Genomic DNA, 17,873 nt, shown 5'->3' with positions numbered 1-17,873 from the left:
AGTCGATCTGTGCGATCTTTATACGGCTGAAAACAATTTATAGAAGTAAGGATTTTGATTTTTCATTATGTTTGTTTTTGATATTATTGGAACAATTGCTTTTGCAATGGCTGGCGCATTAACAGCAATACAAAAAAAACTTGATATTTTTGGTGTGTTTATTTTAGCAGTGACAACGGCTATGGGCGGTGGCCTGATGCGAGATATTATGATAGGCAATACGCCACCGATCGCGGTTAGAGCTTATGAGTTCGTAATAATCAGTATTATGTCCGCGGTCTTTGTGATGGCAATACACCGATCCATTGATAAATTTAATTTTACGATTCAAGTATGTGATGCTATTGGTTTAGGGGCTTTTACTGTGGCGGGCGCAAATATGGCGATTGATTTTGGGCTGAACAACTTGTTGTCTGTTACTTTTTTTGCAGTGGTTACCGGTGTCGGTGGCGGCGTAATCAGGGATATTTTCATACAGGAAATTCCCGGAGTGTTCTGTAAGGAAATCTATGCTGTTGCGTCTTTGGTAGGTTCTGTATGCTTTTATTATATTTATCCGCATGTTTCGTTGCAGCTGGCGATGTATGTTGCCTTTATCGTAACGACACTATCACGCTTGATTGCGATGAAATACAATATTCATCTGCCGATTATTCAATCCATCGGGTCACAAATAGAGAGAAAAAAGGCAGAATGTTTTATCAAAAATAGGTAATCATGTATACATGTATGCAACTTGACAGAACTTAACATCCTGTATATAATTAGGAACATCAACAAGATAGTTTTGAGGCAATGAAGCCTCCGCAGATTTTATTGCGGAGGCTTTTTCTATTTTCGAATCTTGTTTGAAGAGACAATGACGTCTTGAGATTTTAGGTAATACGATGTGTGTATACATAGATTACTTAAACTCAGACGTTTATTTTTTTTATTTCATTTTGTTTAAATTATGAGGGGAAAGAGGGTATTAAGATGAAAAAGTTATGGTCTACAATTTTAACCTCGGTTATGCTCGTGTGCATGATGGCTCCTGTGGCTTTTGCTGCAGATGCAGAAGCTGCTGCGAAAATTGATGCAGGAGATACTGCTTGGGTACTAATTAGTGCGGCATTGGTATTTATTATGACGCCGGGTCTTGGGTTTTTCTATGGCGGCATGGTACGAAGTAAAAATGTTTTATCCACGATTATGCAAAGCTTTTTTATTGTTGCACTTATTTCTGTTGAATGGGTATTATTTGGTTATTCTTTAACATTTAGTGGTGATGTTTCAGGCTTGATTGGTAATTTTGATAAAGTTGGGCTGGCTGGAATTGGCGTAGCTACGGTTTTAGAGAATGGCACGATTCCTGAATTTGCTTTTGTGGCTTTTCAATGTATGTTCGCAGTGATTACACCGGCATTGATTACGGGTGCTTTTGCTGAAAGAGTTAAATTTCCGGCATTTTTAGTTTTTATTTTGTTATGGGCAGTTTTCATTTATAATCCAATGGCGCATTGGGTTTGGGGCGGTGGCTGGTTAGCAAAACTAGGTGCACTTGATTTTGCAGGCGGTCTTGTCATTCATATCTTATCTGGTGTTTCTGGGCTAGTATTTTGTTTAATGATTGGCAAGAGACGTGGTTATGGAAAATCACCGATTGTACCGCATAACATACCAATGATTGTTCTTGGCGCGACATTACTGTGGTTTGGCTGGTTTGGTTTTAATGCTGGGAGTGCACTTGGTGCCAATGGTTTAGCTGCAAGTGCCTTTGTTGTTACGCAAGCTGCTGCTGCGGCTGCAACGATATCTTGGGTTTTTGCTGAGTGGATCTATAATGGAAAACCTACCTTATTTGGTGCAGCAAGCGGCTGTATTGCCGGGTTAGTTGCGATTACGCCTGCAGCTGGATTTGTAACGACATTACCGGCGGTTTTGATTGGTCTTGTCGGTGGTGTAGTATGCTATTTTTCTGTTGCGGTTCTAAAAGCAAAACTTGGTTACGATGATTCTTTGGATGCCTTTGGCGTACATGGCATTGGTGGTACATGGGGTGCGATTGCAACTGGACTTTGGGCAACTACTTCTGTAAATGAAGCTGGTGCGGATGGCCTTTTTTACGGCAATCCTGATTTGGTTGTAATTCAATTGATTTCGGTAGTAGCTGCATGGATTTTTGCGATTGTCGGTACTTTCATCCTCGTAAAACTCATTGGCTGTTTTATGCAAATTAGAGTGGATGAAGCTGATGAAATCGCTGGTACGGATCTTAGCGGGCATGGTGAAAGTGCATACGGACAAACAATTATTGCTGGCCATCCAGTCATTGGAGGTCAAGACGTAAAAATGTAACTTTCTAGTAGACGGCAAAGTCTAGAATAGGATGTGCATAAAGTTTTTGATTTGTAAGACGATTGGCAGGATAAAAAACGATAAATTTGGGTTTGGCGGACTGCTCAATATAAGCTCGATTAAATTTAGAATATAAAGAGAGGTTGTATGATGAGAAAGCTAACGAAGATTGATATTATAACGAGACCGGGGAAACTCGAGGAATTAAAAGAGGCATTAAATGCAATTGGTGTCGCGGGAATGACTGTAAGCCAAGTTTATGGCTGTGGGTTACAAAAGGGACATAAGGAAGTGTACAGAGGTCAGGAGTATACGATTAATTTAGTGCCCAAAGTAAAAGTCGAAACTGTCGTGTGTGAAGTTCCTGTTGAAAAGGTTTTGGATGTGGCACAAAAAGTATTAAAAACAGGAAAAATCGGTGATGGAAAAATATTTGTCTATGATGTTGAAAATGCCATACGAATCCGTACGGGCGAATCAGGCGATATCGCAATTATTGACCAAAAATGAGCAAGAATATCTTCCCCTAAAAGATACTTTGATGATTTTTAAACCCAGTATACAGCTGAAATGCTGCATACTGGGTTTGTTATTTTATAAAAAATATGAGGTAATATATGTTATTATTTAAGTGACGTTTGCAGGACTTTTGTCACATTTGTATAAATATATAAATACAACAAAGTATTTGAGTCTGATTATACAAGAAGGTGATGTATGTGAAAAAAGTTCGTGTATTGGTTGTTGACGATTCTAAAATGAGTCATATGATGCTAGATGGAATCATGTCGAAAACAAATTTCGAAATTTGTGGTTATGCAATGAATTGCGAAACAGCTGTAGAAAAATATCAAGAATTGCAACCGGATGTAGTTACAATGGATATGAATTTGCCGGATGCTGATGGACTTGAGTGCAGTAAAAGAATTTTAACGATAAATCCACAAGCAAAAATCATTATGATTAGTGCGATGAAAGATACGAGTTTAATGATACAAGGCCGTGCAATTGGCATTCGTTCATTCTTACAAAAACCCTTGTCGCCGAATGATCTGATTGACACCTTAATTATGGTTTGCCAGTCAAACGATGAGATTACGGTCAAACGACTAGAAGAATCTTATGTGCAAGCTTTTGTGAAGGTCATACAAAAAAATTTATTTAGTTTGGCAGGCGTGCATTGTAAGATTACAGCCGAAATTGCAAAAGAAGAGAAGATAGAAATCAATGGAATTGGAATTTTGATTGGTCTTACTGGAATGCCGGTAGGTCGAATTATTTTACATACGGATTTAAAAACGATGCATAGTTTGGCAAGAATTATCCTTGCCAAAGGGGATGATGATGAGATTACGGAAGACGAAGCGAGCGCTTGCATAGAAGAGACTGCGAATATTATTGCAGGGCATAGCGTGTCAATGATTAATGATGCTTTTAAGGATAAAGAATTAAGGATTACACCTCCAGGCATTATCATTGGGGAAAAGCTTAGTATGGTCAATCCAAAACTTATTGCTTTTAATGTGCTGGCAAGTACGAGTTTTGGAGATTTAAAAATGAATATTGGATTCGCTGGAGGGGAGTAACATTGGACGCAAAATTAGTTAACCCATTTATTGATGCAATGACTACAGTAATGCCGCAAATGGGGTTTCAGAATATTGTCAGAGGTAAAGTTGCAGTAAAGGATAAGGCGGCTGACAGTTTAGGCGTTACCGTTTTAGTTGGTATAACAAAAGAGATACGAGGGAATGTGGCATATAATATGTCTGATGAAACTGCACGTTTTATCGCTTCGACGATGATGTGCGGTATGCCGGTGGCTTCGTTCGATGAAATGGCACAAAGCGCGATTTCTGAACTGTCTAATATGCTAACAGCAAATGCTGCGACCAATTTAACTACTCTGGGAATTGAGGCTGATATTTCGACACCTAGCTTGACAATCGGTGATGGATTTACAGTGAAAATTAGTGATGGGCAATATCTTGTAATTGAAATGGTAGTAGATGGACATGCCGTAGAAATCAATATTGCACTAAAATAAAAAATACCGTTATAAAACAAGATCGTTTTATAACGGTATTTTGCGTGGATATTGCAGCTATTTTTTATGCTTCTTTACAAAATTTTCGATTCTGGATAAAGCTTCTGAGATTTTATCTACTGAAGTGGCATAAGAACAACGGATAAATCCTTCACCACATGCACCAAAGGCTGTTCCTGGAACTAAAGCAACTCGCTCAGAGCGAAGTAATTTTTCAGCAAATTCTTCCGAAGTAAGTTCGGTGTTTTTTATAGAAGGAAAAATATAAAAAGCACCTTTCGGTTCAAAACACTCTAATCCCATATTACGTATGCCGTCTAAAATAAGATGACGACGATGATCATATTCAGTGACCATTTTCTTCATATGCTTTTCTCCATGCCGGAGTGCTTCTACAGCACCGATTTGTGCTGTGATTGGTGCACAAAGCATGGTATATTGATGAATCTTTGTCATCGCAGCAATGAAGGTTGGATTTGCCAGAGCATAACCAATACGCCAGCCTGTCATGGCATAAGATTTTGAAAAGCCGTTTAATAAAATGGTTCGTTCACGCATACGAGGCAAGGCAGAGAAACAAGTATGCTTTGCCCCACCATAGGTGAGATTAGAATAAATTTCATCCGATATAACGATTAAATCGTGTTTTTCGGCGAAATCAGCAATTTGCGCTAGGTTATCTTTGCTCATAATTGCGCCGGTTGGGTTGTTTGGATAGCCAATGAGTAATACTTTGGTTTTAGGCGTAAGATATTTTTCTAACTCCTCGGCGGTAATACGAAATTCATTTTCGATTGTGGTTGGTACGCCCACAGCTATGCCCCCAGCAAGTGTAACACAAGCTTTGTAAGATACGTAGCAAGGCTCAGGAATCAATACTTCATCTCCTGGAGATACTACTGCACGCAAAGCCAGATCCAGTGCTTCACTCACACCGACAGTGATGAGAACTTCATTTTGAGGGCAGTAGGTTACATCATGATCCCTTTTTAATAAATTTACGATTTCTTCGCGAAGTTCTAAAAGTCCGTGATTTGAAGTATAGGCTGTATAACCTTGTTCTAATCCATATACGCAGCTTTCACGAATATGCCAAGGTGTTATAAAATCTGGTTCACCGACGCCTAGGGATACCACATCATCCATTTCAGCAGCAATATCAAAAAAACGGCGAATACCAGAAGGAGCAATTGCATTTACAGAAGGCGAGATACGAGATGCCCAATTCATGGCGACACCACCAATCTACGGTCTTTTTCTTGATCGTCGATAATAACCCCGTCTTTTTTATAGGGTTTCAACATAAAGTTGCTGCGCGTACTGATCACGCCTTCAATTGTAGCAAGACGTGTTGCTACAAAGTTAGAAACGTCTTTTAAGGATTTTCCTTCAATCATGACGAGGAGATCAAAACCACCTGACATGAGATAGACGGAACGGACCTCATCAAAGCGATAGATCCGTTCGGCGATTGCATCAAAGCCTACTTCTCGCTGCGGGGTAACTTTTACTTCGATTGTAGCTGTAACGGTGTCATCACCAAATTTTTCCCAATTAATCAAGGTGTTATAACTTAAGATGACTTTATCTTTTTCGAGCTTTTTGATTTGTTCTTCTATTTCATACTCTGATTTATGCAACATGGCGGCGAGTTCTTCGACCGGTCTTTTTGCATCATGTTCTAATAATTCGAGTAACTCTCTCATCCTAATCCACTCCTAAAATTTTTTTACAATAAAAAAAGTTCTCCATCCTTGAAATAAGGACGAGAACTGTTCCCGCGGTACCACCTTAGTTAGCATAAAGCTCACTTAGCTATCGTTAACGCCGATTCTACGGTAAAGCCTACTTCAAGAAGGTTCGGCTCACAGCTCATGGGCAGCTTTCTAAAAATATTCTTACCGATTCACAGCACCATCGGCTCTCTGTAAAGAATTTATTTTTATACTTATCCAGTCATTGCTTATATTGATATATTTGTATAAAATAATAACATAGGCCAAAAGGAGAATGCAATAACAATTTTCAAAATATTCTTTGGCGGTCTGTTACATAGATTAAAATTATATCATAAGGGGTTGGTTTGAATGATCGTTGGAAATGTGAACAATTTGGACAAAGAAATCTGTCAGTTTCCTGAAGCAATAAGAAAAGCTTTGGCTTTTTTGCAGGAGAATGATTGCGCAAATCTCAAACCGGGAAAATATGTAATTGATGCCGAGGCTGATATTTTTGCTCTGGTGCAGGAGTATAGAACAAAAGAGAAAAAAGATTGTCGCGCTGAAACACATGCAGAGTATTTGGACATACAATTTTTAGCGAAAGGTAAAGAGGTTATGGGGCAATGTGCATACCATCCATCTCTTGAAATTGAGGAAGATTGTTTAAAAGATCGCGATGCATGTTTTTATAAAAATCTGCCAGCAGAAAGTCAGATTATTTTAGGGGCAGGCACTTATGCGGTGTTATATCCGACAGATGTACATCGTCCAGGCTGCAGTGCGGAAAAACCGGAGGATGTTGTAAAATTTGTTATAAAAATCAACGTTAAATCGCTAAAAACAGCTTAATTTTTCTAAAAATAAGATCATAATGACGAAAATGGAGAAATAAAAAGGTTTTTAGTGTTTTTTGTAGAATAGTAAATGAGCTATTTCTACTTCGGTAGTTAATTTTAAAAGTAAGGTGGATTAGATTGGATACTAAAAACAAATTAAAACTTTATGGATTTAATAATTTGACGAAGACATTAAGCTTTAACATGTATGACATTTGTTACGCAAAAACGGCAGAGCATAAAAAAGCATATATAGAATATATTGATGAAGAATATAATGCTGAGCGGCTTACGGCTATTTTAACTGAGGTTGCACATATCATAGGCGCTAACATTTTAAATATTGCGAAACAAGATTATGAACCCCAGGGCGCTAGTGTAACGATGCTGATTTCTGAAGAACCTGTCGAGCCGATGTCAGATGCGGTCGTGTGTCATTTAGATAAAAGTCATATTACAGTGCATACGTATCCAGAAAGTCATCCTGACCAGGGAATTACTACTTTTCGTGCCGATATTGATGTTTCTACTTGCGGTATGATATCACCATTAAAAGCACTGAATTATCTTTTGAAATCTTTTTGTTCAGATATAGCGATGGTTGATTATCGGGTAAGAGGATTTACGCGTGATGTCAATGGAAAAAAATATTTTATTGATCACAAAATTAATTCGATACAAAACTATATTGAACCTAAAATTAGGAATCAATATCAAATGATTGATGTAAATGTTTATCAAGAACATATTTTCCATACGAAAATGTTGCTCAGAGAATTTGATTTGGATAATTATCTTTTTGGCACGCCAAAGAATGAATTAATGCTTGGAGAAAAAAAGAAAATTAAACAACGCTTGAAAAAAGAAATGGCGGAAATTTTCTATGGGCGTAATATTCCAAAAGTAAAAGGAACTTTATAATAACAACTTAGTTTCCAAATGCATCGAGGCTTTTTGTTTGGGAGCTAAGTTACATTTGTTTCATAGACAAACTATTTTGGAAAATAGCTTGTCTATAAGATAAATGAAGACTGAATTTTACCCAAGGTTTAGCAGAAAATCCTAGGTGGATGTGTCTAAGGGGTAACGGAGCTTTTTCCTGCGTGGGAAATTTAAAACGATCGATCAAGGGAATTGTTAAGATATATTGGAGGATGGAAAATGAGTGTAAGAAGAATTTATGTGGAAAAGCGTCAAGGCTTTTTTGATATACCGGCGCAAGCTTTGTGCGCAGATTTAGTGGAGAGTTTTAATTTATCAAAATTAAAAGCAGTACGTGTGATCAATCGTTATGATATAGAGGGAGTAAGTGAAGAAGAATACGCATTGGCGCGTAATATTGTTTTTTCTGAGCCTACCGTGGATGTTGTATATGATGAAACTTTGCCGAATTTTCCTAATTCGCGGATGTTTGCAGTAGAATTTTTACCGGGTCAATATGATCAAACCGCTGACTCGGCTGCACAATGCGTGCAGCTGTTGACGCAGAAAGAGCGTCCGGTGATTACGACTGCACGCGTAATCGTACTCGTTGGTGAAGTGACAGACGAAGAATTTGATAAGATCAAATCTTATTGCATTAACGAAGTAGAAAGTCGCCAAGCGTCTTTGGAAAAACCAGAAACATTGAATCTGACAGCAGAGGTACCGGCTGATGTAGAAATTTTAACTGGTTTTATCGATAAAAGTGAAGGCGAACTTCAACGTTTTATGGATGAACAAGGATTTGCGATGAGCTTCCAGGACTTGAAATTCTGTCAAACGTATTTTAGAGATACGGAAAAACGTGATCCAAGTATTACTGAAATTAAAGTCATTGATACCTATTGGTCAGATCATTGCCGTCATACAACTTTTATGACAAAGGTAGAAGCGGTTGAGATCGAAGAAGGATATTTTTCTGAGCCTATAAAGAATGCGTATAAAGCTTATTTGGAAGATCGAAAGTTGGTTTATGGCGATAAAGAACGTGATGTTACGTTAATGGATATTGCTGTAATTGGGATGAAGCAGCTTAGAAAGCTGGGTAAATTGGAAGATTTAGATGTGTCAGAAGAAATCAATGCTTGCAGCATTGTGGTTAACGCTGATATTGACGGGAAAAATGAAGAGTGGCTGGTTATGTTTAAGAATGAGACACATAATCATCCGACTGAAATCGAACCATTTGGCGGTGCTGCGACCTGTCTTGGCGGTGCGATTCGCGATCCGCTTTCCGGACGTTCCTATGTTTATCAAGCAATGCGTGTTACCGGTGCAGCCGATCCAAGAAAAAGCGTTGCTGAGACTATGCCGGGGAAATTGCCGCAAAAGAAAATTACCTTGGGAGCAGCGCGTGGTTACAGCTCCTATGGCAATCAAATTGGTTTAGCAACAGGACAAGTTGCTGAAGTTTATCACGAAAATTTTGTTGCAAAACGCTTGGAAGTAGGTGCGGTCATTGCGGCGGCACCAAAGTGTAATGTGGTGCGTGAAGTCCCTAAAGTAGGGGATGTAATTGTCTTGGTTGGTGGAAAAACTGGCCGCGACGGCTGTGGTGGGGCAACTGGATCTTCTAAAGAACATACAGAAGAATCGCTTACAAGCTGTGGTGCAGAAGTACAAAAAGGGAATCCGCCAACGGAACGCAAAATTCAGCGGTTATTCAGAAATCCAGCCGTAAGTAAGATGATCAAACGTTGTAATGATTTTGGAGCTGGCGGGGTATCAGTTGCAATTGGTGAGTTAACGGATGGCCTTGCAATCAATCTTGATGCAGTACCTAAAAAATATGAAGGCTTGGATGGGACTGAGCTTGCGATTTCGGAATCACAAGAACGTATGGCAGTTGTAATCAGAAAACAAGATACGGCGGCTTTTATCCAGTTCGCTGATGCGGAAAATTTAGAAGCAACTGAGGTTGCAACGGTCACAGAAGATGCGAGATTGAAAATGTGCTGGCGCGGCAGAGATATTGTAAACTTAAGCCGTGCGTTTTTAAACACCAACGGTGTAAAACAAACCGTTGATGTAAAAGTGACAACACCAAGTATAGATACAAATTACCTGCAGCGCACGCCGGAAGTAATTGTAGAGAATTTGACGGATTTAGAACAGGCTTGGATTGCAAATCTTGCGCAATTAAATGTATGCAGTCAAAAAGGTCTTGTAGAACGTTTTGATTCTACAATCGGTGCTGGTACTGTATTGATGCCATTTGGCGGAAAATATCAGAAGACCCCTGCGGAAGGTATGGTGGCAAAACTGCCAATACTAAGTGGTGAAACGAATACTGCAACAGCAATGACATATGGTTTTAATCCACATTTAATGGAATGGAGCCCGTTCCATGGTGCAGTGTATGCCATTGTGGAATCTGTTGCAAAAATCGTTGCTTTAGGTGGTAAATATCAGAGCATTCGTCTTACTTTACAAGAATACTTTGAAAAATTGGGGACAGACTCTGCGAGATGGGGAAAACCATTTAGTGCGTTGCTAGGCGCATTGCACGCGCAGCACGGATTTGAAATCCCTGCGATTGGCGGTAAGGATAGTATGTCAGGAACATTCAAGGATATTGATGTACCGCCATCTTTAGTCTCCTTTGCCGTTGATATTGTCAAGGCGGATAAAATCATTTCTCCAGAATTTAAGCGTATGCAAAGCAAAGTGATTGTTGTTCCAGCTGTACGTGATGTATATGATCTGCCTGATTTTACTTCATTGAAACATAATTTCAGTAAGATCAGTCAGATGATACAAGAAGAAAAAGTGCTTGCTGCACATAGTGTGCGAATTGGCGGCATAGCAGCTGCTGTCAGTAAGATGACATTTGGTAATGGAATCGGGTTTAAATTTGCAGACCGTGTGACTGCAAAAGATTTGTTTATGTGTGATTACGGTACAATCATTTTAGAAATTGCACCGGGTACGAATCTAGATCATTATTTAGAAGGCACAAAGTATTATGAATTAGGTGTGACAACAGAAAAGCCAAATATCATTTTCGGCGATGCCATTGTCAGCATTGCAAAAGCGGAAAAAGCGTTTGATGGAACACTAGAAAAGATTTTTTCGACAAAAACAAAAGAAGTCAGCAAAAAAGTAGGTGTGGTGCCATATACAGCAGGTAATAAAATTACGGCTGCGGCAACGTATGCAAAACCGAAAATTTTTATTCCTGTATTCCCGGGCACGAACTGTGAATATGATTCTGCCAGAGCATTTGAGCGTGCTGGCGGGGAATCGGAAACTTTAGTAATTCGCAATTTGACTGGACGGGCGGTAGAAGAATCGGTAGAGGCTATCGTAAAAGGAATTGCACAGGCGCAAATTATAATGCTGCCCGGCGGGTTTAGTGCAGGTGATGAACCCGATGGTTCCGGTAAGTTTATTGCCGCAATGTTTAGAAATCCAAGGATTAAAGAAGCGATCACTGCACTCTTAAAGCAGCGTGATGGATTGATTCTCGGAATTTGCAATGGTTTTCAAGCTTTGATTAAGTTAGGCTTGGTTCCATATGGTGAAATTACAGACTTAACGATCGATAGCCCGACCTTAACCCATAATCAAATTGGCCGTCATATTTCGTGCATGGTAAAAACGAAAGTTGTATCAAATCTTTCGCCGTGGTTTAACAATGTCAAAGTCGGCGATGTACATGATATTGCTGTTTCTCATGGAGAAGGACGTTTTGTAGCGGGCAGTGAAATCGTGGCAAAACTTCGTGCGAAGGGGCAAATTGCAACGCAATATGTGGATTTCGCAGGAAATCCATCGCTTAATATTCCATTTAATCCAAATGGCTCTGTGGAAGCGATTGAAGGTATTACAAGTCCGGATGGCCGTGTGTTTGGTAAAATGGGACATTCTGAGCGTATTGGAGCTTCTGTAGGAAGGAATGTTCCGGGGAATAAAGATCAACAGATCTTTGAAGCAGGTATCCGATATTATAAATAAAACAGACTCGTTTTGTCCACGATAAGCAGTGGGGCAAGTTTGTATTGAAGTTTATTTAAAAAGTTTTTTTAGTCTTTTTATGAACCGTTTACGAAAGAATACAAGGGGCGTAAACGGTTCATTTTCTTTGTAAATATTTCCGATTAATCCGATGGAATTGATAAGAATTAATTGTATTCAGTACCTTTTGCTGTTATAATATTCATTCAAGGGAGTGATTTATATTAATTTTCAAGCATTAAAAAAAGAAGATAAAAGTATTTTTGATCGGTTTTTTAGCGATAGATATTATGAAAATTCCCATTTTAATTTCACGAATTTATTTATGTGGCGTAATGCATATCAGATCATGTGGGCGATTGAAGATGACGTACTCTATTTAAAAGCCACATGGGAAAATGAAGAATTTGCTCTGCAGCCTTTTGGTCCAGTAGAAAAAATGCAGCAAGCAATTGGAGCGTGGCTGAACTACTTTAAAGAGCAGCAAAGACCGTTTTTCATGTATGGTGTAGAGAAGTCTATGGTTGTGGAATTGGAAAACTTCAAAGGTGTGGAATTTGAAATTGAGGAAGATCGTGATAATTTTGACTATGTGTATGAAAGTCAAGATTTAATTCACTTGGCAGGTCGTAAATATCATTCGAAAAAAAATCATTTAAATAGTTTTAAAAAAAATTATCCAGAGGCTGAATATAAGCCAATTACGGATGAGCTAATTACACAATGTAAATTAAATATCAATGGATGGTATAAGAAACATGGTACGTTTGATGATCCTATTTTAACAACAGAACGTGATGCAATTATCGAAGTTCTCAATAATTTTGAGTACCTTAATTTGCAAGGTGGAGCCATTGTATTGGATCATCGTGTGGTTGCCTTTACTTTTGGTGAACAATTGAATACAGATACTGCAGTCATTCATGTAGAGAAAGCTGATCCTGATATTAGAGGCGCATATTCGGCGATTAATCAAGAGTTTGTCGAAGCTGCCTGGTCTCATCTAACGTATATCAATCGTGAAGAAGATATGGGATTGGCGGGCTTAAGAAAAGCAAAAACAAGTTACAAGCCAATAAAAATGATTGAAAAATTTAATGTTAGATTAAAAGAACTATAAGTAAAAGCTTTTATTTTTTATGTTTTCATTTTAACAAAACTTTTTATGTATGGATAAAATGGCCAATTTGTAAGCAGACATTTGGCATTTATGAAATTTGTGCTAGAAAGTTTACATTTTTATTGATTTTGTTGCATATACTACGAATGGAAAGCGAGCGGAGCTTTCCATGCAAGGCGCCGTAGGTTTATTTAGAGTAGATAAATCGCGGCGCTACGGATTTTTATAGACTGCCTGAAATGGCAGTCTTTTTATTTTTAGCGGGGAGCAAAAGAATGGTATACGGCTTAATTTTGCATTAAATTGTAGAAAAATCTCTAGAATGTAAAATTAAAGTCGTTTAGATTATTGGCAACCTTCAATCATTACGCTATAATATCTATATGTTATAGAGGAGTTTTTTGATGAATAAAGTATTAGTTACGGTTATTGGAGTACAAAAAGATGAAGCTGGTGAGGAAAACCGGATTGAATTGATATCGGTTGGCAAGCACTACTGTAAGAATGGTGTCCATTATATTTTATATGAAGATAGCGAAATCAGCGGGATGGAGGGAACCACCACTTTGCTGAAAGTCGCGGATGATTCTGTTTCGTTAATTCGCAAGGGAAAGATTATGCAGGAACAGTATTTTGCTTTGGATAAAAAAAGTTTGAGTACGTATACTACGCCATACGGTCGATTGAAGTTATCTGTTTTGACAAAGAAACTTGATATCCAGTATGGTGTAATTTCTGGAAATATTGAGATTGACTATGAATTATCCATTGATGGCAAGTGGCAAAGCGATAATCAATTACAGATAAAAGTTTGTGCTGATGGCGTAACTTGTAGTAATATAAATTAGATAAGCATTTTTAATCAGGAGGATCGGATTTTGGATATTAAAGAGTTATTGAATCGTGCAATATATACTGCCGCACAGCAGGCGATCGCTGATGGGGCATTTAGTGCTGAAGAACTGCCGCAGATTATTCTAGAAGTACCGCCGCAAAAAGAATTTGGTGATTATGCAACAAATTTTGCGCTGCAAGCTGCCAAAGCTGCCAGAACGAAACCTAGATTGATTGCGGAAGCGATTGTTGCCCGTTTAAAAGAAGATTGGTTAGAAAAAGCTGAAATTGCAGGCCCTGGATTTATTAATTTTTATTTAAAGCCGGGGGTTATTTATGATACCTTGGCTGCGATCATCAAGGCTGGTGCGCATTATGGCGATTTGAAAAAACAGCAAGAGGAAAAAATTCAAGTTGAATATGTAAGTGCCAATCCAACCGGACCTCTTCACGTAGGGCATGGAAGAGGTGCGGCTGTGGGCAGCGCACTTGTCAATTTATTGCGTGCTGCAGGCTATGAAGTGCAGAGTGAATATTATATCAATGATGCGGGCAATCAGATTGATAATTTAGCCGCTTCGGTGAATGCGCGTTATTTAGAGCTGCTTGGGAAGAGTTTTGAATTTCCGGAAAACGGTTATCATGGGCAAGATATTATAGCAACTGCACAAAGAATTATAGATCGTCATGGGGATCAATACTTACAGATGACTGCAGAGGAACGTTTGACAGTTTTTAAAGAATTGGCTTTAAAAGAAAAATTGGCAGCGTTGAAGGAAGATCTAGCAGCTTTCAATGTACACTTTGATGCATGGTTTAGTGAACGCACCTTACATCAGGCAAATGCGATTCAAGAAACTTGTGACTTTTTGCTTGGCAATGGTAATATCTATGAAAAAGATGGTGCTTTATGGCTTAAATCAACTGCCTATGGCGATGACAAAGATCGTGTTGTGATTCGTGATAATGGTATTCCTACGTATTTAGCGGCCGATATTGCATATCATCGGAATAAATTAGAACGTGGATTTGATACTTTAATCAATATTTGGGGTGCGGATCATCATGGTTATATTTGCCGTGTAAAAGCGGCGATTGAAGCGATGGGATACAAAGCTAAGGCTTTGGAAGTTCTAATTTTGCAAATGGTGAGTTTGTATCAAAATGGTGAATTGGTTAAAATGTCAAAAAGGACGGGACAAAGTATTACGTTAGCGGAACTGATTGAAGAAGTTGGTACGGATGCAGCAAGATTTTTCTTCATTATGCGTTCCATTGACAGTCAGCTTGATTTTGATTTAGACTTGGCTAAATCAAAATCGAATGAGAATCCGGTTTATTATATCCAATACGCGCATGCAAGAATTTGCAGCATTTTTAGACAAGCAGAGGAAGCTGGGATGAAGATGAGTACGCAGCCTAACCTCACTTTGTTAACAGCACCATCTGAAATTGAGTTAATTAAAAAAATGGCTGCTTATGAAGAAGAAATTGCTTATGCAGCGAAGGAACGGGCACCGCATCGTATTGCGCGTTATGTACATGAACTTGCCGGCGCTTTTCATAGTTTTTATAATCAGTGTCGCATCATGGGTGTTGAAGCGGATTTGGCAATGGCCAGACTCGCACTTGTGGGTGCAGTGCAAACTATGATTCAGCATGCACTTGGTATTTTAGGTATCAGTGCACCAGAGAAAATGTAATGAAATTTTATTAAAAAAACAAAGGATACAAAGGAGCTATTCTCTTTATATGAATAAAAGCTAAGGGTGAGGGAAGTTTTATAGCCTTTGGTTTAGCATTGTCCAGAGATTTAGCCGTTTTTTACTCCCGTTTTAAAAGACGGGAGTCTTAGCGTGTAATCATCGGAGCAATCAAATAGTTTTTATATAGATCGTATAGTTTTTGGGTTCTAATTATGAGAGGGGATTTTTATTTTGGATTTTACACAAGAATCAGAAGTGGATATCGCATATTTTATTTTAAGTCAAGCAGGGGAGACAGTTTATTTTAAAGAGTTGATTATGGATGTTATTGATAAAAAACACAAACCGGTTCAATCCTTATCTAAATCAATTTCAGAAGTCTATACATTGATTAATATGGATAGTAGATTTCATTATGATGGGAAAGGCATGTGGGGACTCACAGAATGGATTCCGCAAGAAGTGAAACGTTCTCATAGCAGTGTAGCATCGAAAGCAGCGGCCAAAACAGGAACGAAACGTCGCGAAAAATTATTAGAAGAAATTCAAGATCATGATGTTGTAGTGAAAAACAGAGAAAATGACTAGGCTTGACAGAAAGCTATAAAAAAGGATACAATAGTGGGCGTGTTTTTAAAAGAAGTGTGTCGATTTTAGATTGATTCACTGAAGATATAGAAATAATGCAGGGGCAATGAATTAGGAGGATATTTCGCATGGCAAAGTATATTTTTGTTACCGGAGGAGTTGTTTCTTCACTAGGTAAAGGTATCACTGCAGCTTCATTAGGTCGCTTACTCAAAAGCCGTGGTATTAAGGTTACGATTCAAAAATTTGACCCGTATATTAATATTGACCCAGGAACAATGAGCCCATATCAACATGGTGAGGTTTTTGTTACTGAAGATGGTGCTGAAACTGATTTAGATTTGGGCCATTATGAACGTTTTATAGATATTAATTTGAGTAAAGGTTCTAATATTACGGCTGGGAAAGTGTATTGGTCTGTTTTGAATAAAGAGCGTAAAGGGGAATATTTAGGCAGTACTGTACAGGTTATTCCTCATATTACGAATGAAATTAAACAGCGCGTGTATGATGTGGCGGCTGATGATGAAGCAGATGTTGTAATTACCGAGATTGGCGGTACGGTTGGTGATATTGAAAGTCTTCCATTTATGGAGGCCATTCGCCAAGTGAAGAAAGAGGTCGGGAAACATGATGTATTGTATATACATGTAACGCTCGTCCCTTATATTTCTGCTGCGGGCGAATTGAAAACAAAACCTACACAACATAGTGTAAAAGAATTACGTAGTATTGGTATTCAGCCGGATATTCTCGTATGTCGTACTGAAAAAGAACTTTCTGTTGAGATGAAAGAAAAATTGGCTTTATTTTGTGATGTCGATGCAAATGCTGTTATTCAAAATAAAACAGCGAGTACAATTTATCAAGTGCCTTTAATGATGCAGGAAGAGGGACTAGATAAAATCGTATTGGATAAATTAAATATGCGGGATGCTGCACCTGCCAATATGGCTGAATGGGCTGAAATGGTTAATAAAATTAATCATCCAGAGAATGAAGTGACCATTGCTGTTGTTGGTAAATATGTAGAATTGCCTGATGCGTATATTTCTGTAACGGAATCTTTGCATCATGCAGGAATTTCAAATAATACCGATGTAAAAATAAAATGGATCAATTCAGAAGAAGTAGAAGCAGCAGGGACAGATTATGATGAAGTATTTTCTGATTGTAAGGGAATTTTAGTTCCAGGCGGTTTTGGTGATCGTGGTGTTGAAGGAAAAATTCGTGCGATTCAGTATGCACGGGAAAATAAAATTCCGTTCCTTGGTCTTTGTCTGGGAATGCAATGTGCAGTGATTGAATTTGCACGTCATGTATGCAATATGGAAGATGCACATAGTACGGAATTTGCCCCAGATGTGAAATATCCTGTCATCGATTTGATGTCATCTCAGATTGATGTGGAGGAAAAGGGCGGTACGATGCGTTTAGGTGCTTACCCTTGCAAAGTTGCTCCGAATACGAATACTTATACAGCTTATCAATCGGAACTCATCCATGAGCGTCATCGTCATCGTTTTGAATTTAATAACCTATACCGTAAACAGCTTGAAGAAGCAGGGTTGGTTATCGCCGGTACATTGCCAGATGATAGTTTAGTGGAAATCGTAGAAGTAAAAGACCATCCTTGGTTTGTTGGTTCGCAATTTCATCCTGAATTAAAATCACGCCCTAATAACCCACATCCTTTATTTAAAGATTTTGTTAAAGCCGCATTAAATCAATAATTTATGAAAATAA

15 protein-coding genes and 1 other annotated feature are annotated in these 17,873 nt (G+C 38.4%); of the genes, 13 read left to right on the top strand and 2 right to left on the bottom strand.

What is annotated here, in order from left to right:
- Positions 1-67: 67 nt before the first annotated feature.
- The 5 genes from BN6559_RS04700 (at position 68) to BN6559_RS04680 (ending at position 4,384) form a co-directional block, all read left to right on the top strand.
- Complete coding sequence (locus BN6559_RS04700) at positions 68-715, top strand: trimeric intracellular cation channel family protein (protein WP_110953663.1); 648 nt, start codon at positions 68-70, stop codon at positions 713-715.
- 260 nt (positions 716-975) lie between these two features.
- Positions 976-2,337: an ammonium transporter gene (locus tag BN6559_RS04695; protein WP_110953662.1), complete on the top strand. Its 1,362-nt coding sequence runs from the start codon at positions 976-978 to the stop codon at positions 2,335-2,337.
- Positions 2,338-2,487: 150 nt separating this feature from the next.
- Positions 2,488-2,847: a P-II family nitrogen regulator gene (locus BN6559_RS04690; protein ID WP_110953661.1), complete on the top strand. Its 360-nt coding sequence runs from the start codon at positions 2,488-2,490 to the stop codon at positions 2,845-2,847.
- Positions 2,848-3,056: 209 nt separating this feature from the next.
- The gene (locus tag BN6559_RS04685) at positions 3,057-3,923 is read left to right on the top strand and encodes a response regulator (RefSeq protein WP_110953660.1); all 867 of its coding nucleotides are present in this window, start codon (positions 3,057-3,059) and stop codon (positions 3,921-3,923) included.
- Positions 3,924-3,925: 2 nt separating this feature from the next.
- Positions 3,926-4,384 (top strand): chemotaxis protein CheX, encoded by a 459-nt coding sequence (locus BN6559_RS04680; protein WP_110953659.1) that lies wholly within the window; start codon positions 3,926-3,928, stop codon positions 4,382-4,384.
- Between the two features lie 57 nt (positions 4,385-4,441).
- Here BN6559_RS04680 and BN6559_RS04675 read toward each other — a convergent pair whose 3' ends face one another.
- Together BN6559_RS04675 and BN6559_RS04670 are read right to left on the bottom strand one after the other, a co-directional pair.
- The gene (locus tag BN6559_RS04675) at positions 4,442-5,614 is read right to left on the bottom strand and encodes an aminotransferase class I/II-fold pyridoxal phosphate-dependent enzyme (protein WP_110953658.1); all 1,173 of its coding nucleotides are present in this window, start codon (positions 5,612-5,614) and stop codon (positions 4,442-4,444) included.
- Positions 5,611-6,090: an Lrp/AsnC family transcriptional regulator gene (locus tag BN6559_RS04670; RefSeq protein ID WP_110953657.1), complete on the bottom strand. Its 480-nt coding sequence runs from the start codon at positions 6,088-6,090 to the stop codon at positions 5,611-5,613. Before BN6559_RS04670 ends, BN6559_RS04675 begins: the two co-directional genes overlap by 4 nt.
- Positions 6,091-6,142: 52 nt before the next feature.
- Positions 6,143-6,353: a binding site (T-box leader), on the bottom strand.
- A gap of 118 nt (positions 6,354-6,471) precedes the next feature.
- Between BN6559_RS04670 and BN6559_RS04665 the strand changes: the two genes are divergently transcribed.
- The 8 genes from BN6559_RS04665 to BN6559_RS04630 all read left to right on the top strand — a co-directional run bounded on the left by BN6559_RS04665 (position 6,472) and on the right by BN6559_RS04630 (position 17,860).
- Positions 6,472-6,954 carry a YhcH/YjgK/YiaL family protein gene (locus BN6559_RS04665; protein WP_110953656.1) on the top strand — a complete coding sequence of 161 codons (483 nt, stop codon included), beginning with the start codon at positions 6,472-6,474 and terminating at the stop codon, positions 6,952-6,954.
- 125 nt (positions 6,955-7,079) lie between these two features.
- Positions 7,080-7,862: an adenosylmethionine decarboxylase gene (speD, locus tag BN6559_RS04660; RefSeq protein ID WP_234407809.1), complete on the top strand. Its 783-nt coding sequence runs from the start codon at positions 7,080-7,082 to the stop codon at positions 7,860-7,862.
- A 240-nt stretch (positions 7,863-8,102) separates the two neighbouring features.
- The gene (locus BN6559_RS04655) at positions 8,103-11,879 is read left to right on the top strand and encodes a phosphoribosylformylglycinamidine synthase (RefSeq protein ID WP_110953654.1); all 3,777 of its coding nucleotides are present in this window, start codon (positions 8,103-8,105) and stop codon (positions 11,877-11,879) included.
- Positions 11,880-12,093: 214 nt separating this feature from the next.
- Positions 12,094-12,999, top strand: coding sequence for a DUF2156 domain-containing protein (locus BN6559_RS04650; RefSeq protein ID WP_110953653.1), 906 nt, complete (start codon positions 12,094-12,096; stop codon positions 12,997-12,999).
- A 404-nt stretch (positions 13,000-13,403) separates the two neighbouring features.
- Positions 13,404-13,847 (top strand): DUF1934 domain-containing protein, encoded by a 444-nt coding sequence (locus tag BN6559_RS04645; RefSeq protein ID WP_110953652.1) that lies wholly within the window; start codon positions 13,404-13,406, stop codon positions 13,845-13,847.
- 30 nt (positions 13,848-13,877) lie between these two features.
- Positions 13,878-15,536, top strand: coding sequence for an arginine--tRNA ligase (argS, locus tag BN6559_RS04640; protein WP_110953651.1), 1,659 nt, complete (start codon positions 13,878-13,880; stop codon positions 15,534-15,536).
- Positions 15,537-15,770: 234 nt separating this feature from the next.
- The gene (gene rpoE / locus BN6559_RS04635; protein ID WP_110953650.1) at positions 15,771-16,127 is read left to right on the top strand and encodes a DNA-directed RNA polymerase subunit delta; all 357 of its coding nucleotides are present in this window, start codon (positions 15,771-15,773) and stop codon (positions 16,125-16,127) included.
- Between the two features lie 128 nt (positions 16,128-16,255).
- On the top strand, positions 16,256-17,860 hold the full coding sequence (locus tag BN6559_RS04630) for a CTP synthase (protein WP_110953649.1): 1,605 nt from the start codon (positions 16,256-16,258) through the stop codon (positions 17,858-17,860).
- Positions 17,861-17,873 lie beyond the last annotated feature (13 nt).

It is taken from the genome of Massilibacillus massiliensis (assembly GCF_900086705.1).
Lineage (GTDB): Bacteria > Bacillota > Negativicutes > FLKF01 > FLKF01 > Massilibacillus > Massilibacillus massiliensis.
The sequence above is the reverse complement of the archived record's forward strand: the minus strand, read 5'-3'. Positions and strand labels throughout refer to the sequence as shown.